This is a genomic window from Nocardioides aestuarii (assembly GCF_039527245.1).
Taxonomy (GTDB): domain Bacteria; phylum Actinomycetota; class Actinomycetes; order Propionibacteriales; family Nocardioidaceae; genus Nocardioides; species Nocardioides aestuarii.
In genome coordinates this window covers 2,379,232-2,402,219 of the sequence record NZ_BAAAJT010000002.1, presented here as the reverse complement: position 1 = coordinate 2,402,219, position 22,988 = coordinate 2,379,232, and the positions used below count along the sequence as shown (strand labels likewise).

Annotated in this window: 25 protein-coding genes; 11 read left to right on the top strand and 14 right to left on the bottom strand. The window is 73.1% G+C overall.

Features of this window, described 5'->3' with window-relative positions; translation table 11 throughout:
- Positions 1-23 precede the first annotated feature (23 nt).
- Positions 24-377, top strand: a complete 354-nt coding sequence (locus ABD091_RS12175; RefSeq protein ID WP_343918755.1) for a nuclear transport factor 2 family protein — start codon at positions 24-26, stop codon at positions 375-377.
- Here the strand turns inward: ABD091_RS12175 and ABD091_RS12170 are convergent.
- The gene (locus ABD091_RS12170; protein ID WP_343918754.1) at positions 374-1,285 is read right to left on the bottom strand and encodes a helix-turn-helix domain-containing protein; all 912 of its coding nucleotides are present in this window, start codon (positions 1,283-1,285) and stop codon (positions 374-376) included. The genes ABD091_RS12175 and ABD091_RS12170 overlap by 4 nt on opposite strands.
- Positions 1,286-1,414: 129 nt before the next feature.
- On the opposite strand from ABD091_RS12170, the gene ABD091_RS12165 reads away from it, so the two are divergent.
- A complete protein-coding gene (locus tag ABD091_RS12165) occupies positions 1,415-2,407 on the top strand; it encodes a hypothetical protein (protein ID WP_343918752.1) in 993 nt (330 codons plus the stop codon).
- On the opposite strand, the gene menD is transcribed toward ABD091_RS12165, so the two are convergent.
- The 3 genes from menD to ABD091_RS12150 are packed head-to-tail and all read right to left on the bottom strand — an operon-like array spanning position 2,391 to position 5,925.
- Positions 2,391-3,980 (bottom strand): 2-succinyl-5-enolpyruvyl-6-hydroxy-3-cyclohexene-1-carboxylate synthase, encoded by a 1,590-nt coding sequence (menD, locus tag ABD091_RS12160; protein WP_343918750.1) that lies wholly within the window; start codon positions 3,978-3,980, stop codon positions 2,391-2,393. The genes ABD091_RS12165 and menD overlap by 17 nt on opposite strands.
- Positions 3,977-4,927, bottom strand: a complete 951-nt coding sequence (locus tag ABD091_RS12155; RefSeq protein ID WP_343918748.1) for an o-succinylbenzoate synthase — start codon at positions 4,925-4,927, stop codon at positions 3,977-3,979. The genes menD and ABD091_RS12155 overlap by 4 nt, the downstream gene beginning before the upstream one ends.
- Complete coding sequence (locus ABD091_RS12150) at positions 4,924-5,925, bottom strand: AMP-binding protein (protein WP_343918746.1); 1,002 nt, start codon at positions 5,923-5,925, stop codon at positions 4,924-4,926. The genes ABD091_RS12155 and ABD091_RS12150 overlap by 4 nt, the downstream gene beginning before the upstream one ends.
- A 64-nt stretch (positions 5,926-5,989) precedes the next feature.
- On the opposite strand from ABD091_RS12150, the gene ABD091_RS12145 reads away from it, so the two are divergent.
- Entirely contained in the window at positions 5,990-7,354 is a 1,365-nt protein-coding gene (locus tag ABD091_RS12145; RefSeq protein ID WP_343918744.1) for an MFS transporter, read from the top strand.
- Here ABD091_RS12145 and ABD091_RS12140 read toward each other — a convergent pair.
- Positions 7,337-7,585, bottom strand: a complete 249-nt coding sequence (locus tag ABD091_RS12140; protein ID WP_343918742.1) for a hypothetical protein — start codon at positions 7,583-7,585, stop codon at positions 7,337-7,339. The two genes, ABD091_RS12145 and ABD091_RS12140, sit on opposite strands and share 18 nt — an antisense overlap.
- Positions 7,586-7,645: 60 nt before the next feature.
- On the opposite strand from ABD091_RS12140, the gene ABD091_RS12135 reads away from it, so the two are divergent.
- Entirely contained in the window at positions 7,646-8,977 is a 1,332-nt protein-coding gene (locus tag ABD091_RS12135) for an HNH endonuclease signature motif containing protein (protein ID WP_343918741.1), read from the top strand.
- A 62-nt stretch (positions 8,978-9,039) separates the two neighbouring features.
- Here ABD091_RS12135 and ABD091_RS12130 read toward each other — a convergent pair whose 3' ends face one another.
- Positions 9,040-9,501, bottom strand: a complete 462-nt coding sequence (locus ABD091_RS12130) for a P-loop nucleotide/nucleoside kinase family protein (protein ID WP_343918737.1) — start codon at positions 9,499-9,501, stop codon at positions 9,040-9,042.
- 34 nt (positions 9,502-9,535) lie between these two features.
- Between ABD091_RS12130 and ABD091_RS12125 the strand changes: the two genes are divergently transcribed.
- From ABD091_RS12125 to ABD091_RS12115, 3 genes are read left to right on the top strand one after another with little or no spacing between them, the layout of a single operon-like run.
- Positions 9,536-10,402, top strand: a complete 867-nt coding sequence (locus ABD091_RS12125; RefSeq protein ID WP_343918735.1) for a 1,4-dihydroxy-2-naphthoate polyprenyltransferase — start codon at positions 9,536-9,538, stop codon at positions 10,400-10,402.
- Positions 10,403-10,408: 6 nt separating this feature from the next.
- Positions 10,409-11,689 carry a GNAT family N-acetyltransferase gene (locus ABD091_RS12120; protein ID WP_343918733.1) on the top strand — a complete coding sequence of 427 codons (1,281 nt, stop codon included), beginning with the start codon at positions 10,409-10,411 and terminating at the stop codon, positions 11,687-11,689.
- Between the two features lie 20 nt (positions 11,690-11,709).
- The gene (locus tag ABD091_RS12115) at positions 11,710-11,844 is read left to right on the top strand and encodes a hypothetical protein (protein WP_343918731.1); all 135 of its coding nucleotides are present in this window, start codon (positions 11,710-11,712) and stop codon (positions 11,842-11,844) included.
- Here ABD091_RS12115 and ABD091_RS12110 read toward each other — a convergent pair whose 3' ends face one another.
- On the bottom strand, positions 11,845-12,105 hold the full coding sequence (locus tag ABD091_RS12110) for a DUF4229 domain-containing protein (RefSeq protein WP_343918729.1): 261 nt from the start codon (positions 12,103-12,105) through the stop codon (positions 11,845-11,847).
- Between the two features lie 55 nt (positions 12,106-12,160).
- Here ABD091_RS12110 and ABD091_RS12105 point away from each other — a divergent pair, with 55 nt between their 5' ends.
- The 3 genes from ABD091_RS12105 to ulaA are packed head-to-tail and all read left to right on the top strand — an operon-like array spanning position 12,161 to position 14,750.
- Positions 12,161-12,370, top strand: coding sequence for a hypothetical protein (locus ABD091_RS12105; RefSeq protein ID WP_343918727.1), 210 nt, complete (start codon positions 12,161-12,163; stop codon positions 12,368-12,370).
- 18 nt (positions 12,371-12,388) lie between these two features.
- Positions 12,389-13,183: a PTS sugar transporter subunit IIAB gene (locus ABD091_RS12100; RefSeq protein ID WP_343918725.1), complete on the top strand. Its 795-nt coding sequence runs from the start codon at positions 12,389-12,391 to the stop codon at positions 13,181-13,183.
- A gap of 19 nt (positions 13,184-13,202) precedes the next feature.
- A complete protein-coding gene (gene ulaA / locus ABD091_RS12095) occupies positions 13,203-14,750 on the top strand; it encodes a PTS ascorbate transporter subunit IIC (protein ID WP_343918723.1) in 1,548 nt (515 codons plus the stop codon).
- Here ulaA and ccsB read toward each other — a convergent pair.
- Genes ccsB through hemL form a run of 6 tightly spaced genes read right to left on the bottom strand, consistent with a single transcriptional unit; the run spans position 14,747 to position 20,578 of the window.
- Positions 14,747-15,742 (bottom strand): c-type cytochrome biogenesis protein CcsB, encoded by a 996-nt coding sequence (gene ccsB / locus ABD091_RS12090; RefSeq protein WP_343918721.1) that lies wholly within the window; start codon positions 15,740-15,742, stop codon positions 14,747-14,749. The two genes, ulaA and ccsB, sit on opposite strands and share 4 nt — an antisense overlap.
- The gene (gene resB / locus ABD091_RS12085) at positions 15,739-17,283 is read right to left on the bottom strand and encodes a cytochrome c biogenesis protein ResB (protein WP_343918719.1); all 1,545 of its coding nucleotides are present in this window, start codon (positions 17,281-17,283) and stop codon (positions 15,739-15,741) included. Before resB ends, ccsB begins: the two co-directional genes overlap by 4 nt.
- The gene (locus ABD091_RS12080; RefSeq protein WP_343918717.1) at positions 17,283-18,032 is read right to left on the bottom strand and encodes a cytochrome c biogenesis CcdA family protein; all 750 of its coding nucleotides are present in this window, start codon (positions 18,030-18,032) and stop codon (positions 17,283-17,285) included. The genes resB and ABD091_RS12080 overlap by 1 nt, the downstream gene beginning before the upstream one ends.
- Positions 18,025-18,597, bottom strand: a complete 573-nt coding sequence (locus tag ABD091_RS12075) for a TlpA family protein disulfide reductase (RefSeq protein WP_343918715.1) — start codon at positions 18,595-18,597, stop codon at positions 18,025-18,027. The genes ABD091_RS12080 and ABD091_RS12075 overlap by 8 nt, the downstream gene beginning before the upstream one ends.
- Positions 18,594-19,274 carry a histidine phosphatase family protein gene (locus ABD091_RS12070; RefSeq protein ID WP_343918713.1) on the bottom strand — a complete coding sequence of 227 codons (681 nt, stop codon included), beginning with the start codon at positions 19,272-19,274 and terminating at the stop codon, positions 18,594-18,596. The genes ABD091_RS12075 and ABD091_RS12070 overlap by 4 nt, the downstream gene beginning before the upstream one ends.
- Positions 19,271-20,578 carry a glutamate-1-semialdehyde 2,1-aminomutase gene (gene hemL, locus ABD091_RS12065; protein ID WP_343918711.1) on the bottom strand — a complete coding sequence of 436 codons (1,308 nt, stop codon included), beginning with the start codon at positions 20,576-20,578 and terminating at the stop codon, positions 19,271-19,273. Before hemL ends, ABD091_RS12070 begins: the two co-directional genes overlap by 4 nt.
- Before the next feature lie 214 nt (positions 20,579-20,792).
- Between hemL and ABD091_RS12060 the strand changes: the two genes are divergently transcribed.
- On the top strand, positions 20,793-21,959 hold the full coding sequence (locus ABD091_RS12060; RefSeq protein WP_343918709.1) for a lytic transglycosylase domain-containing protein: 1,167 nt from the start codon (positions 20,793-20,795) through the stop codon (positions 21,957-21,959).
- Between the two features lie 12 nt (positions 21,960-21,971).
- Here ABD091_RS12060 and hemB read toward each other — a convergent pair whose 3' ends face one another.
- Positions 21,972-22,967, bottom strand: a complete 996-nt coding sequence (gene hemB, locus ABD091_RS12055) for a porphobilinogen synthase (protein ID WP_343918707.1) — start codon at positions 22,965-22,967, stop codon at positions 21,972-21,974.
- Positions 22,968-22,988: the final 21 nt, after the last annotated feature.

Sequence of the window (22,988 nt, the reverse complement as noted above, 5' to 3'; positions counted from 1 at the left end):
TCTGCCGCCCTACACTCACCGGCATGCCGAGCAGGACGATCGCTGGGATGGATCACGTCGCCGCGTTCGACGCCGCGGTCGACTCCGGCGACTGGGAAGGCTTCGCGCGGCGCTTCTCCGAGGACGCCGTCATGGTCTTCCACGGGGTGCCGGCCGGACCGTTCGAGGGACGCGCCGCCATCGCGGCGGCCTACGCCGCCGACCCGCCCGACGAGCCGCTCGAGGTCGTCGGGCCGGTCGTCGTCGACGGCGACTTCCTGGTGCTGCACTTCTGCTGGGTCGACTCCGGCGGCACCGGCACGATGCGGCTCCGGCTCGACCCGGCCGGGCTGGTCGCGCGGCTCGAGGTGTCGTTCGACCCGCCGTCCGACGGCTAGACCGGCTGCGCCACCCACTGCATCGGGTCGCCCCAGCCGAGGTCCTCGACGCCGTGGGACGCCAGGGCGAGCGCGACGAGGGTGCGCCGGTGGGCGGCGAAGGTGAGCACGTGGGCGACCATGCCGCCGTAGGTGAAGACCTCGGCGGGCTCGCACAGCGCGTCGACGAAGGTGTCGTCGAGGCGGCGCTGGTCGACCACGTCACGCACGTGCCCGAGGAAGGTGGGTCCCTCCTCGGCCAGCCGCTCGCGCAGCGAGGCCAGCGACTCGCGGTCCTCCACCGACCAGTCGTAGTCGCGGGTCGCCATCGCCGCGTTCCACATGCCCATCTGGCCGACCAGGCGGGACAGCAGGGACCGCACGGTCTGGCGGTCGTCGTCGACGTCGAGCTCGATCGGTCGGTCGAGCTGCTCGTCGTCGAGGCGCGCGGCGACGCGCACCATCTCACCGGTGAGCCACACGTGGTGCTCGACCATCCTCGTCAGCAGGTCCATGCTCGTTACCTCGTCTCGTGCGGGCAGCCGGAGGCCGCCGGGTGGGTGGAAGTGGACGCCGCTCGGTGCCTCGATCTGCAGGTGACCGGGCCGCCGGCGCCAGGCGGCCGGCGTGGCGCCGTACGCGCGGGAGAAGGCCCGGGTGAAGGCCTCGTGGGAGCCGTAGCCCGCCTCGACGGCGACGTCGAGGATCGGGGCGCTGGTGGTCACGAGGCGGTAGGCCGCGCGCTCGAGGAGCACCCGGCGCCGGAACGCCTGCGGCGGCTCGCCCGCGACCTGGCTGATCATCCGGTCGAAGTGGAAGCGCGAGAAGTGGAAGCGTCCCGCCACCTCCTCGGCCGGTGCCTCGTGGTCGTCGAGCGCGCCGGCCAGGTGGTCGACGAAGTCGGCGAACGTGTCAGCGGCGGTGGTCATGGGTCCCAGCCTGACGCCCCACCGTCCCGCCGCGCTTGATCAGCGTTGCCCGGCGCGGCAGGCGCGCACCCACTACTGTCCGTCCAGCGCACCGGAACGGGTCCGGTCGCAGACCGACGGGGGACGTCGATGGCCGTCACGATCCGCACACTGGCCGGGAGCACCAGCGCCGTGGCCCTCGCGCTCGCCCTGGCGGCCTGCACGAGCGAGGCGACCCCGGAGCGGCCCGAGCAGCCCGAGTCGCAGGAGGTGGTGCGACCGCCGCTGGTCCAGGAGGACCTGGCCGCGGTGATGGGCGACCAGCAGTCCCGCACCAACGACGCCCGCGACCGCGCCGACGCGCCGGACTACGACCCGAAGGGCTGGAGGAAGTCGGCGGCGGGCTGGCTGCTGGAGGTCGAGCAGGCCGGGACGAGGTTCTCGCGGCTGTCGGACTATCCGAACGACACCGGTCGCGTGACCGGACGCTCCGGCGACGTCTATCCCGTCACCTCCACCGGGGACCCCGTGTTCGCCGTCGTGACGAACGGCGCCAACACCACCGCCCCCGGGCCGGACACGCGGCAGGTCCAGGTGTTCGCCCGCAGGACGGAGGACGCGCCCTGGCTCTCGGAGGTCGCGGTGACGGTGCCCGACCGGCAGCTCCCGGGCCCGACCGAGGCCCGCGACCTGACCGAGGACGACTGGACGCAGGCGGCCGACGCGGCGGCGGCCTACACCCGCTACCTCGAGACCGGCAGGGCCCCGGGGCTCGACGACCGCCGCGCCCGGGTGACGGCCCGCAAGGAGCTGCTCGACGAGGACGAGGAGGACGACGCCGAGCTGGCGTCGATCACGATCGAGGCGAAGCCCTACGGCGGCAACACCACGGGTGAGGACGGGGTCTGGGTGGCCCCCACCGCGAAGGGGCTGCTCGTCGTGGTGACGCTGCGCACCGAGACCACCCTGACGGCGGCCGAGGGCAGCCGCTACCGCTGGAACGACCCCTACGACGACTTCTGGGGCGGTGGCGAGCTGACCGACGTGATCCGCCGGGCCGACCTCGTCGGCGCCGTGCTCCACGTGACCGACGGCGACCCGCAGCTGCTCGGCGACCGGGTGGAGATCACGGCCGCGCGCTGAGCCCCCGGATCCGGGCGTCGAGGTCGCGCCGGTTGTCGCGGCGCACCCGCACCTCCACGACCTCGATGCCGCCGTTGGGCGAGGCGAGCGCCTGCTCGAGCTCGGCCAGCGACCCGACCCGCCAGTGGGGGGTGCGGGTGGCGGCGCAGAGGGCGGCGAGGTCGGCGCCGTGGGGCGTTCCGAACAACGTGTCGTAGCGGTCGGCGTACTGCTCGGCGCCCTGCTCGAGGGTCGCGAAGATCGAGCCGCCGTCGTCGTTGACGACCACGATCGTCAGGTCGGGACGCTGCTCTCCGGGACCGATCACGAGGCCGGTCATGTCGTGGAGGAAGGTGACGTCGCCCATCAGGGCGAACGCGCGGCTGCTCCGGGGCCGACCGAGCGCGGCGCCGATCGCGGTCGAGACGGTGCCGTCGATGCCGGAGAGGCCGCGGTTGGCGATGACCTTCCGGCGGTCGCCGACGGCGTACGGCGCCACCATCAGGTCGAGGTCGCGGACCGGGTTGGAGGCGCCGACGACCAGCAGTCCCTCGGGGGGCAGCGCGCGGCTGACCGCACCGGCGACCTCGTGGGGGGTCAGGTCGGGCTCGGCGGCGAGCAGCACGTCGAGGGCGCGCGAGACCTCGCGGTCGGCGCCCTGCCACGCCTCGAGCCAGGCGGGGTCGTCGGCCTCCTCGACGTTCGGGCGCCCGGAGACCAGGCGGCCGTCGACGGCGAAGGGACGATCGGTCCACACCCCGCGGCTGCCCGCGTCGACCACCGTGACGTCGTCGCGGGCGAGCAGCCGGCTGACCGGGCGGCTGAGCGTCGGGTGGCCGAAGACGATCGCGCGCTCGACCTGCTGCCCGAGCTCGCCGTCGAGGAGGAGGCGGTAGGTGCGGACCGGGTTGGCGCCGGTGCGGGAGCCACTGGTCGGCTCCGCGAGCAGCGGCCAGCCGGCCTGCTCGGCCAGGACGCGTGCCGGCGGGCCGGCGTCGTCGCCGGCGACCACCACGGTGCGAGGTCCGAGGGCGACGGTCTCGAAGACCATCGGCCGGATCTCCTGGGGACCCTCGCCGGGCACGATGCCCTCGGGCGCCCACCGGTCGTCCGGCACGAGCGGCTCGTCGAACCGGACGTCGAGGTGGAGCGGTCCGAAGCCGAGCGGCAGCCGGTCGGGCAGGTCCTCGATCGTCTCGACCAGCCGGCCGAAGACACCGACCTGGTCAGTCGTCTGGTTGGCGCCGGTGCCAGCCAACCGGGCCGGCCGGTCGGCGGTCACCGCGACCAGCGGCAGCCCCGCGTGGGCGGCCTCGAGGACGGCCGGGTGGAGGTTGGCCACCGCGGTGCCCGAGGTGCAGACGACGGCCGCGGGACCGGCGGTGCGCGTCAGGCCGATCGCGAGGAATCCGGCGGTGCGCTCGTCGATCCGGGTGTGGAGCGTCAGCAGTCCCGCCGCGGCGGCGTCGTGGGCGGCGAACGCGAGAGGCGCGTTGCGGGAGCCGGGAGCCAGCACGACGTGGCGGACGCCGGCCTCGACCAGCCGGGTGACCACGGCGCGGGCGGTGTCGGTGGCGGACGCAGTGGCGCTCATGGCGTTCGATCCTGCCGTACGCCGCGCACGTCCCGCAGCCGCTGCTCCCAGTGGGCGACCCGCGCCGGGTCGGCGGCGAGCCGGTCGAGCGCCGCTTGGTCGACCGCGGGGCGGCGTACGGGAAGGGCGCCGGCGACCGGCAGCAGCGGTTCCGCCACGAGGTCGTCGGTGAGGAGCTGGACGGTCGCGAGGCCGCAGGCGTGGGGCAGCTCGGGCAGCGCCGCGGCGAGGGCGACCCCGGCCGCGATCCCGAGGCTGCTCTCGAGCGCGCTGGAGACGACGACGGGGAGACCGATGTCCTCGGCGATCCGGAGGCAGGCGCGGACGCCGCCGAGCGGCTGGACCTTGAGCACGGCGACGTCGGCGGCCGCGAGGTCGCGGACCCGGTAGGGGTCGGCAGCCCGCCGGATCGACTCGTCGGCGGCGATCCGGACGTCGACGCGGCGGCGCACGAGGGCGAGCTCCTCGACGGTCGCGCAGGGCTGCTCGACGTACTCCAGGCCACCGACAGCACGGTCGAGCGCCCGGATCGTGGCGACCGCGGTGTCGACGTCCCAGAGGCCGTTGGCGTCGATCCGGACGTGGCCGTCGGGACCGAGGGCGTCGCGCACCGCCTCGAGCCGGGCCGCGTCGTCGGCGAGGGTCTGGCCGGGCTCGGCCACCTTGACCTTGGCCGTCCGGCAGTCGCCCGCGAGCGTGATCCGGTGGGCGTCCTCGGGTCCGACGGCAGGGACGGTGACGTTGACGGGGACCTCGTCGCGCAGCGGCTCGGGCCAGTCGCCGGCGGCGGCCTCCTCGGCGCAGCGCAGCCAGGGCTCGGCGACCTCGGGCGGGTACTCGAGGAAGGGGCTCCACTCCCCCCAGCCCGCGGGGCCCTCGACCAGGGCACCCTCGCGGACGGTGATGCCGCGGAAGCGGGTCCGCATCGGGATGCTCCAGACCTTCATCCGCGAGCCCTCTCCTGCAGGGCGAGCCGGTCGAGCTTTCCGTTGGCGAGCAGCGGGAGGTCCTCGACGACGTGGAGCTCGCGGGGTGCCCACGACCGTGGGTGGACCGCCGAGACCCAGTCGCGCGCGGCGCCGAGGTCGAGGCCACCGACGACGAAGGCGACGACCCGGTTGCCCCACTCGTCGTCGGGGACGCCGACGCACGCGGCGTCGGCGACGTCGGGGTGCTCGCGCAGCCGTGCCGCGACCTCCGGCGTCGGGACGTTGACACCGCCGGAGACGACGACGTCGTCGAGCCGGCCGAGGACGTGGAGCCGGCCGTCCTCGTCGAGCCGGCCGGCGTCGGAGGTGAGGAACCACCCGTCGACGAGGACCTCGTCGGTGAGGGCCGGGTCTCCGTCGTAGCCGGCGAACAGGGTCGGGCCGCCGAGCCGGACCCGGCCGCCGGCACCGATGGCCACGGCGACGCCGTCGAGGGCGAAGCCGTCGTAGACGCAGCCGCCGCAGGTCTCCGCCATGCCGTACGTCGCCACGACCGTCACGCCGAGGTCGGCCGCGCGGCTCCGGAGCGCGGGGTCGACCGGGCCGCCGCCGAGGAGGACCGCGTCCATGGCCGCGAGCCGCTCGACCTCGGCCGGGTCGTCGAGCAGGCGGAGCAGCTGGGTCGGGACCAGGCTCGTCAGCGTCGCGGGCTCGTCGTCGGGGCCCCAGCCGTCGAGGACCGGGTCGTGGCCGGCCACCAGCGAGCGGACCACCACCTGGAGTCCCGCCACGTAGGAGGCGGGGAGGCGCAGCGCCCAGCGGCCCTCCGTGCCGAGGCGCCGCGCGGTGGCGGAGACGCTCGCGAGCACGGCCGCGCGCGGAAGGAGCACGCGCTTCGGCGACCCCGTCGACCCCGACGTCTCGACGACGAGCGGTGGCGGGTCGGCGGCGTCCAGCCAGCGGCGTACGGTCCCGACGACGGAGGCGGGGTCGCCGGTGACGGGCAGGGGGTCCACGACCCAGACGCTAGTCGGCCGATAACCGGGTGCGCCCACCGCCGCCCGGTGGTGTGATCGACGGGTGTCGACCAGCCTCGTGAGCCGCGTGCGCGACTACGCGACCCCGCCTTCCGCGCTGGCGGGCCGGCTCTCGGCGCAGTCGCTGCTGTTCGCGATCGGCGAGGGCACGTTCATGACCGGCTCGGCGGTGTTCTTCCTGCTGGTCGTCGGGCTCTCCCCCGCCCAGGTCGGGCTCGGCCTCACCCTCGCCGGCGCGGCCGCCTTCGTCACCGCCGTGCCGCTCGGCAAGGCGGTCGACCTGTTCGGGCCGAAACGGATGTGGACGCTGAGCGCAGCGCTGCAGGCGGCCCTGTTCTCGGTCTGGCCGTTCATCGACGGCTTTGCGGGGTACGCCGCCATGGCCGTGGCGATGGAGGTCGCCGGGACGCTCGGCGGCGCCGCCCACGGCGCCTACACGATCGACGTCCTGCCGCCGCACGAGCGGGTGAGGTCGCGCGCCTACATGTACTCCGCGCTCAACGTCGGGTTCACCCTCGGCTCGCTGTTCGGGGGAATCGCCCTGGCCTTCGAGTCCAACGAGGTGCTGCGGGTGCTGCCGTGGTTCACCGCGACCGTCTTCGTCGTCAACGCGATCGCGATCGCGCGGCTGCCGAAGGCCCCCCACGACGAGCGCTCGCCCGACGTACCCCGGGTGAAGCCGGCCGGACCGGGGCCGCTGCGCAACCCCGGCTGGCTGGCGATCGAGTTCTTCGGTGGCGTCATGTGGACCAACCAGGTCCTGCTCAACCTGGTCATCCCGCTGTGGCTGGTCGCGAAGACCGACGCCCCGCAGGTCCTCCTCGCCTTCCTCTTCGGCACCAACACCGTCATGTGCATCGTGCTGCCGATGGCAGCGTCGCGCGGGGTGAAGGACGTGACCACGGCGCTGCGGGCGCTGCGGTTCTCGGCCGCCTTCTTCGTGCTGTCCTGCGTCATCACCCTCGCCACCCACGAGACGGTCGGCTGGCTGACGATCGCCCTGATCTGGCTCGGCCACGTCACCGTGACGGGCGCCGAGCTCTACCTCTCCGCCGCGAGCTGGTCGATCGAGGCCGAGCTGATGGACCCGCGGCGGCGCGGCGACTACCAGGGCGCCAGCGAGCTCTCCGGGACGCTCGGCCGGGTCTGGGCGCCCGCGCTCTACACGTGGCTGGCGATCGAGTGGGGGGCCGGCGGGTGGCTCGTCATCGCGGCCATCGTGGCCCTGGCCGCCGCGGGTGCACACCCGGCGGCCCGCGCGGCCGAGCGGTTCCTCGACCGGAACGTGCCCCCGTCCGAGCGGGAGGACGCGACCTCCGGGGCGGTCGCGACACCGCCCGTCACCGACCCGGTCGTCGGGCCACCGGCCGGGGGGCCGGTCACCCAGGGGTCACCGGGTGAGCTCTGAGCGCTCCGGGTCCTGAGCGGCTCGGTGCGCCTGCAGCGCGTCGCTCACGCCGTAGCGGACGGCCAGCCTGATCAGCCAGAAGGCGGCCCACGCACCGACCAGCCAGAATCCCGCGATCCCCGCGAACATCGGGCCGATCATCAGGCTCACGAAGACCAACGACGCGACCACCGCAGCGAGGATCGCCCAGCTGAGGGCGGTGGCGGGTGGGCGGCTGCTGGTCTGCGTCACGGGCTGAACCTCATCACGCCTCCGGCCGAACTGTCAGACGTTCCGCCTAGAATCGAACACATGTTCGACATGCTCGCTGACGCCGACACCGGGGCCACCACGGCCGCGGACGTCCTCGCGAGCGCGGTCTCCGAACGACAGGCCGCGGACGCGGCCGAGGCCAGGCTGCTGGAGCGGGCTGCAGTGTGGGCTGACCTCCACCCGCCCGAGTCGCTCCACCACGCCGCGACCTTCGGCGTCGTTGTGCCCGGCTCCGAGCACGAGGTCCCCATCGCCGGGCACGGCTGCCCCCTGGTCGCGGAGTTCTGCATCCCCGAGCTCGCCGCCGCCCTCGCGATGTCCACCACCGCCGGCAAACGCCTCATCGGCCACGCCCTCGAGCTGCGCCACCGCCTCCCCCGCCTCTGGGACGCCGTCCACACCGGCGCCGTGCCCGCCTGGCGGGCACGCCGGGTCGCCGAGGCCACCATCCACGCCGACCTCACCCCCACCGGCGCCCGCTACGTCGACCAGATGGTCACCCCCTACGCCAGCCGGATCGGGATCGCCCAGCTCGACCGGATCATCGCCGAAGCCCTCCACCGCTACGGCACCCACACCACCGCCACGGCGCAGGAGTCGGAGGCACCGCACGACCCCCGGTACGTCCAGATCGACCCGCCCGTCGAGCCCTACGGCGGCACCGCCCTGCTCCGCGGCGAGCTCGACCCCGCCGACGCCCACGACCTCGAAACAGCCCTCGCCGCCGGCGCTGCCGCGTTGAAGGACCTCGGATCCCAAGCCCCGCTCGACGTACGCCGCGCCATGGCCCTCGGCGACCTCGCCCGCCACCAGAACAGCCTCGACTACGACACCGACCCCGACGAGACCGAACACGCACGCCCTGCTCGGCAGGTCGTGCTCCACGTCCACCTCGCCGCCGCCGTGACCGGCCAGGGAGACATCGAGTTCGACCGGCTCGCGACCCTCGAGACCGGTCAGCTCCAGGTCCTCCTCGACCAGGTCCGCTCCTGGTGCACCACCACCCACACCACCGTCACCGTCCAACCGGTGCTCGACCTCGCCACCCGCATCCGCTCGGCCGGCTACCAGCCCTCGACGTTCCTGCGCGACCAGGTCATCGAACGCGACCGCACCTGCGTCTTCCCTTGGTGCTCACGCCCCGCCCGCGCCTGCCAGCTCGACCACATCAAGCCCCACGACCCGGACGACCCCGACGCCGCGACCGAGTCGGGCAACCTCGCCTGCCTGTGCACCTTCCACCACCGCCTCAAGACCCACGGCGGCTGGCGCTACCGCATGACCGCCCCCGGCGAGTACGCCTGGACCAGTCCCCATGGCCACCACTACCTCCGCGACCACACCGGCACCCGAGAACAACCCCGCCCCTGACCCCACCGACGATCGGTGGGGCCACCAGCACGCCCGGACCTCGGTCCAACGAACCAGCAGCCTCACTGCACGACGGTCAGCGGACCCTCGTCGGGCGTGGGCGGCTCGAAGTGGTCGACGTACGCCGCGGCGAGCTCGCCGGACAGCACGGCGTCGTCGGCGTGGACGCCCTGGCGGGCCCGCACCCGCTCCAGCACGGTCTCCCGCGGGGTGGCCAGGTAGACGGTCTCCGGCACGACACCCGTCGGCGCGAGCAGCGACCGCCACGAGTCGCGCATGTCCCGGGACCAGAAGGAGAAGTCGCAGACGACGTCCTGCCCCGAGGCCACCAGCTCGAGGAGTCGCGTCCGGAGCTCGTCGGCCACCTCGCTGTGGACCGACGCCGGCGGCGGGACGGCGGTGACGCCGCGCTCCCACAGCAGCGCGTCGAAGGACAGCCGCACCATTCCCTCGGCCTCGAGCCCGCGCGCGTACGTCGTCTTGCCCGACCCCGAGGGGCCGCACATGAAGACCACCCGGACCATGCGGGCAGGCTACGGCCCTGCTTGAATCCGGGGCGTGACAGACGCGAAGCACTGGGTCGCCGGCGCCCGCCCGCGCACCCTCCCCGCCGCCGTGGCCCCGGTGCTCGCCGGCACCGCCGTCGCCCACGCCGCGAGCGGCGCGGTCTGGTGGAAGGCACTGCTCGCGCTGGTCGTCAGCCTCGCGCTCCAGGTCGCGGTCAACTACGCCAACGACTACTCCGACGGCATCCGCGGCACCGACGACGACCGGGTCGGCCCGATGCGCCTGGTCGGCAGCGGCACCGCGACCCCGCAGGCGGTCAAGCGGGCGGCCTACCTCGCCTTCGCCGTCGCGGGCGTCGCCGGGCTGGTGCTCGCCGCCACGACCGCGTGGTGGCTGGTCGCGGTCGGCGCGCTCTCCATCGTCGCCGCCTGGTTCTACACCGGCGGCGAGAAGCCCTACGGCTACCTCGGCCTCGGCGAGGTCATGGTCTTCGTCTTCTTCGGCCTCGTCGCCGTCATCGGCACCACCTACGTCCAGACCGAGAGCTTCGAGCTTCCCGCGCTCTACGCCGGCTGCGGCATCGGCGCGCTCGCCTGCGCGATCCTCGTCGTCAACAACCTGCGCGACATCCCGACCGACGAGGTGGCCGGCAAGCGCACTCTCGCGGTCCGGCTCGGCGACGAGCGCACCCGCGGCCTCTACGCCCTGCTCGTCCTCGCCGCCGCCGTCGCGATCGGGGCGGTGGCGGTCAGCACCCAGTGGCTCGCCGTGCTCGGCCTGGTCTTCCTGGTCCCGGCGGTCCGCGCGCTCCGCACGGTCCTCGGCGGCGCCACCGGCCGCGACCTCGTCCCGGTCCTCCAGCAGACCGGTGTCGCGGAAATCCTGTGGGCACTGGGGGTGGCCGTCGGGCTAGCGTGACCCGACGTGAGCCAGATCGACTACGAATTCGCACGCCTCGACCACGCCGACGACTCCGACGAGGGTCGCGCCCGCTCCGCGGGCTGGCTCCAGGGGGTGCAGTACGGCTTCCACCAGGGGCGCAGCGACGACGAGTTCGCCCGGATCTGGCGGGAGCACGTCGACGCCGACGACGTCGTGTGCGTCGGCGCCTGGCTCCCGGCCGGCGCCTACGGCGCCTCGCCGGTCCCGGTGGCCACGACCGCGTGGTTCGACAAGACGCTCCACTGCGGCCGGGAGCAGCTGCCGCTGCGGATGATCACCGACGTCACGGCCAGCCCGGCCCACCGGCGGCGGGGGCTCGTGCGCCGGCTGATGGAGGACTGCCTCCGAGACGCCGTCGACGCCGACGTCCCGCTGGCCGCCCTCACGGTCTCCGAGGCGACGATCTACGGCCGCTGGGGCTTCGGGATCGGGACCTTCGTCCGCTCGGTGGTCGTCGAGACGACCGACCGCTTCGGGCTCCGCGGCTTCACCGACCCGGGCCGCGTGGAGATCATCGACCCGCGCGACGCCTGGGACGTCGTACGCCGGCAGCTCGACCTCTTCCAGGAGCGCACCCGCGGCGCGGTGGGGCTCCCGGGCTTCTACGAGTCGATCCTCACCGGCCGCTACGACCAGGGCGAGAAGGGCGAGGACAAGCAGCTGCGGGCCGCGGTCCACCTGACGGCGGACGAGGAGGTCGACGGCATCGCGCTCTACCGCGTCGACGGCCGCGACGACCAGAACTGGCGCAAGATCAGGGTGGTCGCCCTCGTCGGCGAGAGCGCCGAGGCGCACCTCGCGCTCTGGCAGTTCCTCGCCGGCATCGACCTGGTGCGCTCCCTCCACCACCACGCCTTCGCCCCGGAGGACCCGCTGGCATGGGCGCTGGTGGACATCAACGCCCTGAAGGTCGAGTCCGACACCGAGTTCCTCTGGATCCGGCTGCTCGACGTCCCCCGCGCCCTCGCGGCCCGGTCGTGGGCCGGCGACGGGGAGGTCGTGCTCGAGGTCGACGACGCCCAGGGCCATGCCTCGGGCCGGTGGCACGTGCGGGTCGCCGGAGGAGTCGCGACGACGGAGACCACGAAGGCCGAGCCCGACGTCCGGCTCGACGCCGAGACGCTCGCGACCGTCTACCTCGGCCCGGTCGACGTGGTCACGCTCCACCGGGCCGGTCGGATCGGTGGCACCACCGACGGGGTGCGCCGGCTGGCTGCGCTGGCCGACCTCCCGGACCGGCCGTTCAACATGGTCGGTTTCTGAGGCCACACTAGGCTGGACCCATGGGTTGGATCATCCTCATCGTGCTGGTGGTCGGCGGCTTCCTCGCCTGGCGCAACCGCGACGCGCTGCTGGCGCGGGTGCTGGGCCAGGACCAGTCGCGCGTCCGCCGCCAGATCACGCGCCGCGACCGCTAGTCAGTCGCTGTCCTCCTTGGCCTTCGACGCCTCGAAGGCGGCCGACGCACGGCCCGCCCGCTCCTCCACCCGCCGGGCGAAGGCTTCCCGCTGAGGGTTGAGCACGACATAGCTGGCCACGCCCGAGAGCACGAACGCGATGACGACGACCCAGAACAGGGGCACCTCGTCGGACACCAGCATCCACACCCCGGCGACCACGCCGAAGCTCGCCACGAACAGGGCGATGCGCAGGCCGGTGTAGGTCCAGAACTCCTTCATCCCCTCAGGGTAGATACCGGACCCGTCGTCACCACCACGGGCCTATCCTGAGGTCATGAAGGCTGTGCTCGTCGTCGCACTGATCGCGGTGGTCATCTACCTCGTGATCCGGTTCGCCGAGCGCCTGAACGACCGGCGCCGCGGCGTACGCCGTCCGGGTGACGGCGGCCGACCCGCCCCGCGGGTCAGCGGGCCCGACGACGACCCCGACTTCCTGCGTGACCTCGAACGCAAGCGCAAGCGCCCCGAGAAGGACGACACCTGACGCGCTAGTGTGCTGCGGGTGGGAACTCTCGGAGAGCTGGTCCACGACGACGCGGTCGCCCTCGACGTCACCGTCGACGGGTGGGAGGACGCCGTGCGTCACGCCGGCCGCCTGCTCGAGCGGGTGGAGGTGGCCGGGGCCGCCTACACGCAGTCGATGATCGACTCGGTCCACGAGAAGGGCCCCTACATCGTCATCGCGCCCGGCTTCGCCTTCGCGCACGCGCGACCGTCCGAGGCCGTGCTGCGCACCGGGATGTCGTGGGTGCGCCTCGCCGAGCCGGTCGAGTTCGGCCACGACAGGAACGACCCGGTGACCCTGGTGGTCGCCCTCGCCGCCAAGGACGCCGACGCCCACCAGGCGGCCATGGCCGAGCTCGCGACCGTCATCGCCGATCCCGAGCGCAAGGCGGCCCTCGACGCGGCGGCCACGCCGGACGAGGTGCTGGAGCTGCTGCGCGGGGGCGGCGACGAGGCCGCCCCGGAGCCGCAGCCTGAGCGCGCCCGGCAGCGGCGCCGGGGCTCGACCAGGAACCACATCCTCACCGTCTGCGGCAACGGGGTCGGCACCAGCCTGTTCCTCAAGAACACCCTCGAGAAGGTGCTCGACCAGTGGGGCTGGGGTCCCTACATCACCGTCGAGGCCACCGACACGGTCTCCGCGCGGGGCAAGGCCAAGGAGGCCGACCTGATCATGACCTCCGCCGAGATCGGCCGGGCGCTCGGCGACCTCGGCGTCCCGATGCGGATCATCGACGACTTCACCAGCACCAAGGAGATCGACGCCGCCCTGCGCGCGAGCTACGACGTCTGAGGAACGACGAGAGGAAACCATGGACTGGTTGGTAGGACTGGCCGAGTTCGTCGTCAACGAGATCCTGAGCGTCCCGGCGTTCCTGATCGGCATCATCACCGCCGTCGGCCTGGTGGCGATGGGCAAGAGCACCGGCCAGGTGCTCGGCTCCGCGCTGAAGGCGACGCTGGGCTTCCTGCTGATCGGGGCGGGCGCGACGCTCGTGGTCGCGTCGCTCGAGCCGCTGGGGGCGATGATCCAGGGCGCGACGGGAGCGCAGGGCGTCGTGCCCACCAACGAGGCGATCGTCGGCATCGCCCAGGCCGACTACGGCGCGCAGGTGTCGTGGCTGATGATCCTCGGCTTCGCGATCAGCCTGCTGCTCGCGCGGTTCACCCCGCTGCACTACGTCTTCCTGACCGGCCACCACATCCTCTTCATGGCCACCCTGCTCACGATCGTCCTCGCCTCGGCCGGCTACGCCTCGGCCCTGGTCGTCGGGCTCGGCGGTCTGCTGCTCGGCATCCTCATGGTCGCGCTGCCGGCGTTCGCCCACCCGTGGACCCGGCGGATCACCGGCGACGACACCATCGCCATCGGCCACTTCGGCACCCTCGGCTACATCGTGTCCGGCAGCGTCGGGCGCGTCACCGGCGGCGGCCGCAGCCGCTCGACGGAGGAGCTCAAGCTCCCGGAGTCGCTGCGCTTCCTGCGCGACTCGATGGTCGCGACGGCGCTGTCGATGGTCATCATGTACGTCGTCCTCGCCAGCCTCTTCGTGATCCGCGAGGGGCAGGAGGAGGCGTTCACGGCCTTCCCCGACGGCGCGACCGGCGTCGGCAACTACCTGATGCAGTCGGTGACGCAGGGCCTCCAGTTCGGCGTCGCCGTCGCGGTCATCCTCTTCGGCGTCCGTACCATCCTCGGTGAGCTGGTGCCGGCCTTCCAGGGCATCGCCGCCAAGGTCGTGCCCGGCGCGATCCCCGCGCTCGACGCCCCGATCGTCTTCCCCTACGCCCAGAACGCCGTCCTCGTCGGCTTCCTGTCGAGCTTCAGCGGCGGCCTCGTCGGGCTCGTGCTGCTCTCGGTCTGGCTCAACCCGGTGTTCGGCCTCGCCCTCATCCTCCCGGGCCTCGTCCCCCACTTCTTCACCGGCGGCGCCGCGGGCGTCTACGGCAACGCCACCGGCGGTCGCGTGGGTGCGATCACCGGGGGCTTCGCCAACGGGCTGCTGATCACGCTGCTGCCGGCCGGGCTGCTCGAGGTCCTCGGCAGCTTCGGCGAGGCGAACACGACCTTCGGGGACGCCGACTTCGGCTGGTTCGGCATCCTCGTCGGCTCGAGCGCGAAGGCCGGGGCCGTCCTCGGCCTCGTCCTCATCTGCCTGGTCGGTGCCGCCCTCCTCGTGGGGGCGATCGTCTTCCAGCGTCGGGTCGTCGACACGGGCTGGGACCCCTCACCCCACCGGGAACGACCCGGCGCGGACGACGCGGACGACGAAGGGTCCGGCGACCTGCCGGCCAGCACCGAGTTCGCCCGGATCGCGCCGCCCGAGGGCGCGCCGGCTCCCCCGCCGCCGCCGGCCTAGCGGCGGACGACCTCGACGACGGCCGTGGCCGGAGCCTCGGGCGCGGCGTAGGAGTGCTGGCTGGTGCTGGAGAAGAAGTTGATCCCGATGAAGTTGAACCACAGCGTCGCGAGGCCGACGAGGGCGAGGTACGCCGCGTTGCGCCCACGCCACCCCGCGGTCGCCCGGGCGTGGAGGTAGGCCGCGTAGACGACCCAGGTGATGAACGCCCAGACCTCCTTGGGGTCCCAGCTCCAATAGCTGCTCCACGCCTGGTGGGCCCAGATCGGTCCGGTGATGAGGACCGCGAAGGTCCACACCGGGAAGCCGAAGGCGTGGAGCTTGTAGGCGAGCCGGTCGAGGTCGACCGGGGCCGGCACGCGCGAGAGGTAGCCGCCGGCCGCACCGTCGGGCGCACCGGCGCGCGACTTCACGAGGTAGAGCAGCGAGGTGATGCCGCCGAGGGTGAAGGCGCCGGTCGCGATCACCGCGGACACGACGTGGATGACCAACCACGGGGAGTAGAGGGCCTCGGTCAGCGGCGCGATCGGGAGGTAGAGCCAGATGACGGCGACCATCAGCAGCGTCAGGACGATGCCGGTGACGATCGGTCCCATCCACGCCAGCCGGTAGCGCCGGAAGAGCGCGAGGTAGAGGGCGGCGACCACGAACGTCCCGGCGAGGGTGAACTCGTACATGTTGCCCCAGGGCACCCGGTTGGGGTCGGCCGCCATCCCCCGGGCGACCAGCGCCAGCAGGTGGACGAGGGCCGCGACGCCGGTGAGGAGCACGCCGATCCGACCGAAGAGCGCCTCGCGGTGGGCGCGGTCGGGAGCGGCAGGACCACCCGTCGCGACCACCACGTCACCCGCGGCCTCCTCGGAGACGGCCGGCTCGGCCACGCGGCGTACGGCGGAGAGCTCGACGAGGTGGGCGAGGAAGGCCAGGAAGTAGACCACGCCGGCGGCGGCAACCGCTTGGTTGCTCAGCGCCTCCCAGGCAGCATCGGTCACGACGTCTTCTCCTCACGTTGCAGGTCGGCGACCAGCTCCTCGAGCACCGCGGCCACGTCGTCGCCGCCGGCCCGGTCGAGCACGGCCACCTCCACGAGTGTGCCCTGCTCGTCCTCACGCACCCGCACCCAGGCCCGCCGCGGCCGGATGAAGAGTGACCCGAGCAACCCGAGGAGGGCGAGCACGACTCCCCCGAGGGCGATCAGCTTGCCGGGCGTCTGGCTGATCTCGATCTTGTTCCAGCGCTCGACGCGCTCGAAGGTCACCGACCCGAGCCCGTCGGGCAGCTCCTGGGTCTGGCCCGGGGCGAGGTCGACGCGGAACATCGACCCGTCCTCCTTGGTCACGAGCTCGGCGTTGCTCTTGTCGAGCGCGTAGACCGACTGCGGGGTCCCGGAGTCGAGGCCGAGGTCGCCGGCGTAGACCTGCATCGAGATCGCCGGGTTCTTCAGGTCGCCGTAGACCGAGAAAGGGCCGCTCTCGTCGGTGAAGGCGTAGGTCGGGTAGAACCAGCCCTCCAGCCCGATCTGGGTCGGCCGGGCACCGTTGGCCTTCACGACGCCGATCGACTGGAACGACTGGTTCTCCGGCAGGAAGATCGTCGGTCCGCTGTAGGCGATGTCGCCGTTGCCGTCGCGCACCGTGATCACGGGCGCGTATCCGTGGCCGATCAGGAAGACGGTCGTGTCGCCGATCGTGAGCGGGTGGTTGACTCGCAGGTCGTAGTCCTGGGGCTCGTCCACGCCCTCGGCGTAGGCCACGTGGGAGGTGAAGCCGCGCGCCTGCCCCTGCGACGGCCCGTCCTGGATCCACGAGACGTCGAAGTCCTCGATGTCGAGGAAGAAGTCGTCGAGCTGGTCGGCGCTGAACAGCGAGCCGGGGTCGAACTCGTCGTACTGCGTCAGCGTGTTGGCCATGCCGTTGCCGACGATCACGATCGAGCCGGCGCGGTAGCCGAGCAGGCTGCCGATCGCGAACCCGATGAGCACGACGAGCACGGAGACGTGGAAGAGCAGGTTGCCGGCCTCGCGGAGGTAGCCGCGCTCGGCGCTCACGGACCCACCACCGGACTCGTCCTGGACCCGCAGCCGGTGTCGCCTCAGCGCCCGCTGGGCGCGGTCGAGCACCTCGCCCGGCGCCAGGTCGGTGCGGTAGGACGCGTGGTCCGGCAGCCGGTCGAGCCGGGCCGGTGTCGCGGGCGGCTGCGCCCGCAGCGCGCGCGAGTAGACCGCGATGCGCGGGACGAAGCAGCCGACGAGCGAGACCAGCAGCAGCAGGTAGACCGCGGCGAACCAGGGTGAGCCGTAGACGTTGAACAGGCCGAGCGTCTCGTAGACCGGCGTGAGCGAGGGGTGGTCGTCGCGCCACTGCTGGGTCTTGAGCGCGTCGACGCCCTCCTGGGGGATGACCGAGCCCGGGATCGCGGCCAGCGCCAGCAGGAGCAGCAGCACGAGCGCGGTGCGCATCGAGGTCAGCTGGCGCCAGGTCCAGCGGGCGAGCTCGCGCAGGGTCAGCTCGCCGGGTCGGCGGGTGTCGCTCATCAGATGCTCGTCTCGTAGCCGGAGACCAGCTGGAGCTGGATCCAGGTGACGATCTCGGCCCACAGCCCGGTCACGAGCAGCACGCCGACCGCGACGAGCATCAGCCCGCCGATGCGGGTGACCCACTGCTGGTGGCGCCGGATCCACCCGAAGGCGCCGAGCATCCGGCGGTAGGCCAGGGCGGCGAGCACGAACGGCAGCCCGAGCCCGAGGGCGTAGACCCCCGAGAGGAGCGCGCCGCGGGCCGCGGTCGCCTCGTTGATCGAGAGCGTGGTGATGACGCCGAGGGTGGGGCCGATGCACGGCGTCCAGCCCAGCCCGAAGAGGACGCCGAGCAGCGGGGCCGCCGCCAGCCCGACCGCCGGGACCCGGTGGACGCGCCAGTCGCGCTGGAGCCACGGGACCAGGCCGGCGAACGCGAGGCCGAGCACGATCGTCAGGACCCCGAGGACGACGGTGATCTGGCGCTGCCACGTGATCAGCCAGGCCCCGAGCGCGCCCGACAACGAGCCGAGGGCCACGAACACCAGCGAGAAGCCGAGCACGAAGAGGACGGCACCGGCGACCATCCGGCCGCGGCGTGCGTGCTCGAGGTCGGCCCCGCCGAGGCCGGTCGCGTAGGAGAGGTAGCCCGGGAGCAGCGGGATCACGCACGGGGAGAAGAAGGAGACCAGGCCGGCGACGAGGGCCACCGGCACGGCGAGGGCGAGCGAGCCGGATCCGGCCGTGGTCGCGAACCAGTCACCCACGACCGGCTCCCTCGGCGTCGCGCACCAGGTCGACGAGGGTCTGGGTCGACGGCAGCCCACCGTTGATGCTGGCCGCGACCCGGCCCTCGGCGTCCAGCACGACGAACGCCGGGATCGACCGCGGCGTCAGCACGCCCCGGAAGGCGAGCATCTCGCGGCCGTCGGGCGAGTAGAAGGACGGGAACGGCACCTCGTAGTTGCGCTCGAACGCGAGACCCTGCGCCTGGTTGCCGTCGCGGAGGTTCAGCCCCACGAAGGCGGCGTCGTCGCCGAGCCGCTCGGCGGCCTCGACCACGTCGGGCGCCTCGGCCACGCAGGGCGGGCACCACGAGCCCCAGACGGTGACGACCACGGGCTTCCCGCGCAGCTCCTCGAGGCTGAGCGGCTCACCCTCGAGGTCCTCGCCCTCGAGGCTGATCGGCTCCTCGCGCTCGTCGACGGCGCGCTGGACGATCGCGCCGTCGCCGCTGATGTAGCCCTTCTCACCGGTGCCGTCGAGGCCACCGAACGCGGAGCAGCCGGTCAGGAGGGAGAGGGAGAGCAAGAGGGGGGCGAGCCGCCTCACGGGCGGTCCTCCTCCGTGGCCCCGCCGGCCGAGAACGGCGCCTGCTTGTCGCGCGTGGGGATCAGGTCGCCCGCGGGCTCGGAATAGCTGACCCGGACCAGCCGGTCGTCCTCGAAGTGGAGGCTCGTCAGCGAGCAGAGCGTGCACTGGCGCTTGCGCGGGTCGTGGAGGAAGGAGCGGCCCTCGACGTGGAGCCGGGTCGTCCAGATCGGCAGCTGGTGGGAGACCAGGACCGCCTCGTGGCCCCGGGCCGCGTCGCGGGCGTCGTGCACCGCGCCCATCATCCGCTCGACGATGTCGGCGTAGGGCTCGCCCCAGGACGGCCGGAACGGGTTCCACAGATGGCGCCAGTTCTTCGGGTGGCGCAGCGTGCGCGCACCGGCCCCGAACCGCTCGCCCTGGAAGACGTTCTCGGACTCGATCAACCGCTCGTCGGTGGCGATCTCGACGCCCCGGGCGTCCGCGAGCGGCTGTCCGGTCTCGCACGCCCGCTCGAGCGGGGAGGAGACCATGTGGACGATGTCGCGGTCGCCGACGACGTCGGCGACCTGACGGGCCATCCGCTGGCCGAGGTCGGAGAGGTGGAACCCCGACATCCGGCCGTAGAGCACGCCGCCGGGGTTGTGCACCTCGCCGTGGCGGAGCAGGTGGACCGTCGTCTCGGTGGCCGCGCTCATGCCCGGGCCTCCGCGGCCGCCCGCGCGGCCCCCGGCAGGGCGTCGACCACCGTCTGGATCGCGCGGTCGTCGTGGGCCGAGGACAGGAACCAGCCCTCGTAGGCCGACGGCGGCAGGTAGACGCCGGCGTCCAGCATGGCGTGGAAGAAGGCGGCGTAGGCGGCCGTGTCCTGGTCGGACGCGTCACGGAAGTCACGCACCGGCGCGCCGCGGAAGAAGACCGAGAACATGGTGCCGGTCGACTGGACGACGTGGGGCACGCCGGCCTCGGACAGCGCCTCGGTCGCGGCCTGCTTGACCACGTCGCCGGCCTTCGTCAGGTGGTCGTAGACCGCGTCGTCGGCCAGGCGCAGCGTCACCAGCCCGGCGGTGGTCGCGATCGGGTTCCCCGACAGGGTGCCGGCCTGGTAGACCGGGCCCTCGGGCGCGAGGTGGGCCATCACGTCGGCGCGACCGCCGAACGCCGCGGCCGGGAAGCCGCCACCCATGACCTTCCCGAACGTCATCAGGTCGGGCCGCCAGCCCTCGAGCGCGCCGTCGAGGCCCCACTGGCCGTGCTTGCTGGCACGGAAGCCGGTCATCACCTCGTCGGAGACGAAGAGCGCACCGTGCTCGGCGCAGGTCCGGGCGAGGAACTCGTTGAAGCCGGGCTCGGGCGGCACGACGCCCATGTTGCCCGGGGCGGCCTCGGTGACCAGGCAGGCGATCCGGTCGCCGTGCTCGGCGAAGGCCGCGGTGACGGCCGCCCGGTCGTGGTAGGGCAGGACGAGCGTGAGGCCCGTGGCCGACTCGGGCACGCCGGGCGTGCCGGGGATGGCCAGCGTCGCGACACCCGACCCCGCCTCGGCGAGCAGCGCGTCGACGTGGCCGTGGTAGCAGCCGGCGAACTTCACCACGACGTCGCGGCCGGTGAAGCCGCGGGCGAGGCGGATCGCGCTCATGGTCGCCTCGGTGCCGGAGGAGACGAACCGGACCGAGTCGATCGGCGTGCGCGCGACCATCTCCTCGGCGAGCTCGACCTCGGGCTCGGTCGGGGCGCCGTACGACGTGCCGCGGCCGACCGCATCGGCGACCGCCGCCTGCACCTCGGGGTGGGCGTGGCCGAGCAGCATCGGACCCCACGAGCAGATCAGGTCGACGTAGTCGTTGCCGTCGACGTCGGTCAGCCAGGCGCCCTGTGCCGATCGGATGAACCGCGGGGTGCCGCCCACCGCGCGGAAGGCGCGGACCGGCGAGTTGACCCCGCCGGGGGTGACGGCTCGGGCGCGCTGGAACAGGTCGCTGGAGCTGTCGGTGTCTACCACACCTCCATTGTCACCGAGAGGCCCCAGCAGCCGTATTCCGGGGCGGGGGGGCACCCCACCAGATCCTTCGCTCGTGATGCACGCCACACGCCCGGGAGGTACGGTGAATGTGAACGTTTCGTAACCCGATGGACGGGGCATCGTTGAAGAGACGTCCCGTGCTGGAGGGAGCACGTCTCGGGGACACCGCCCACACGCGAATGAGGGAACACTGATGACCGCACCGAGGTTCGGCCGGTTCCAGAAGGCCACCGCGTTGCTGCCGCTCGCGCTGCTGTCCGCCGCCGTCACGAGCACGCTGGTGGGCGCCGGGCCGGTGACCGTCGCCGTCGCCGACGAGCAGGCGCCCGCCGTGCTGCCCGACGGCACCACGGTCCCCGAGGCCGCCTACGAGGACCCTGCCAGCGTCTCGACGCCCGGCTCGACGACCCGCCGGGTCGACGGGTCACTGGGCCGCGAGGCCCAGACGGCGTCCGCCTCCGGCATCCCCGCCGCCGCGCTCGCGGCCTACCAGCGGGCCGAGACGGTCATCAACTCCGCCGACCCCCGCTGCCGCCTCCCGTGGCAGCTCGTGGCCGCCATCGGCCGGGTCGAGTCCGACCACGGTCGCTACGGCGGCAACACCCTCACCGACGAGGGCGTCTCCACCCCCGGCATCTTCGGTATCGCCCTCGACGGCACCCGCGGCACCCGCGCCATCCGCGACACCGACGCCGGTCAGTACGACGGAGACGCGAAGTGGGACCGCGCGGTCGGTCCGATGCAGTTCATCCCCTCCACGTGGTCGGTGGTGGGCGTCGACGGCGACAACGACGGCAAGCGCAACCCGCAGGACATCGACGACGCGGCCCTCTCCACCGCCGTCTACCTCTGCTCCGGCAACGACGACCTGTCCACGGTCGTCGGCCAGCGCTCCTCGGTCTACCGCTACAACCACAGCGACGACTACGTCGACCTGGTGCTGTCCTTCTACGAGGCCTACACCTCCGGCGACTTCACCTCCGTCCCCAACGGCGTCTCGAGCGCCGGCTACTTCGCCCCGGCTCCCGAGCCGAAGCAGCCGAAGGGCCCCCAGGGTGACGGCGGCGGCAACGGCGGGGGCGACTCGCAGGTCAGCAACCCGGGCACCCCTGACTCCACCGACGAGCCGACCGACGAGCCGTCCGTGCCCGTCGGCGGTGGTGGCGGTGGCAACGGCGGCAACGGTGGCAACGGCGGCGTCGACGTCCCCGACCTCCCCGACACCGGGGTCGACCCCGTCGACGACACGCTGACCAAGGCGGAGGCCACCGCCCAGTGCATCGCCGACGGCGTGATCGACAACCCGCTCACCTCGGTCAACGAGCTTCTCGAGTGCGTCAACGACGCCCTCAACGGCTGACCTGATCCGAGCTCAGCGGCGGAGCAGGCGGGCGGCCTCGGCGGCCCAGTAGGTGAGGACGACGTCGGCGCCGGCGCGGCGGATCGACGTGAGCGTCTCGAGGATCGCGGCCTCGCGGTCGATCCAGCCGTGGGCGGCCGCGGCCTCGACCATGGCGTACTCGCCGGAGATGTTGTAGGCGGCGACGGGGACGTCGACGGCGTCGCGGACCGCACGCACGACGTCGAGGTAGGCCAGGGCCGGCTTCACCATCACGATGTCGGCGCCCTCGGCGACGTCGAGCAGCGCCTCGCGCACGCCCTCGCGGGCGTTGGCGGGATCCTGCTGGTAGGTGCGCCGGTCGCCCTGCAGCGACGAGTCCACGGCCTCGCGGAAGGGACCGAAGAAGGCCGAGGCGTACTTCGCGGAGTAGGCCAGGATCGAGACGTCGGTGTGCTCGGCCGCGTCGAGCGCCTCACGCACGACCCGGACCTGGCCGTCCATCATCCCGCTGGGGCCGACCATGTCGACGCCGGCGGCCGCGTGGGCCAGCGCCATCTCGGCGTAGCGCGCCAGCGTCCGGTCGTTGTCGACCTGGCCCTGGGCGTCGAGGACGCCGCAGTGGCCGTGGTCGGTGAACTCGTCGAGGCAGAGGTCGCTCATCACCGTGAGCGCGTCGCCGACCTCGGCGACCACGTCGGTGATGGCGAGGTTGAGCACGCCGGAGGGATCGGTCGCACCGCTGCCCTCGGCGTCCTTGTGCTCGGGGATGCCGAACAGCATGACCCCGCCGAGGCCCAGCTCGGCTGCCTCGTCGACCGCCGCGAGCAGCGAGGAGCGGGAGTGCTGGACGACGCCCGGCATCGAACCGATCGGCCGGGGCTCGTCGAGGCCCTCGCGGATGAAGACCGGCAGCACCAGCTGCTGCGGCTCGACGGAGGTCTCGGCGACCATCCGGCGCAGGGCCGGGGTGGTCCGCAGGCGTCGCGGCCGCAGCAGGGGGCGCTTGATCTCCGGCAACTCGCTCATCTGCACGACTCCTTGGGTCTC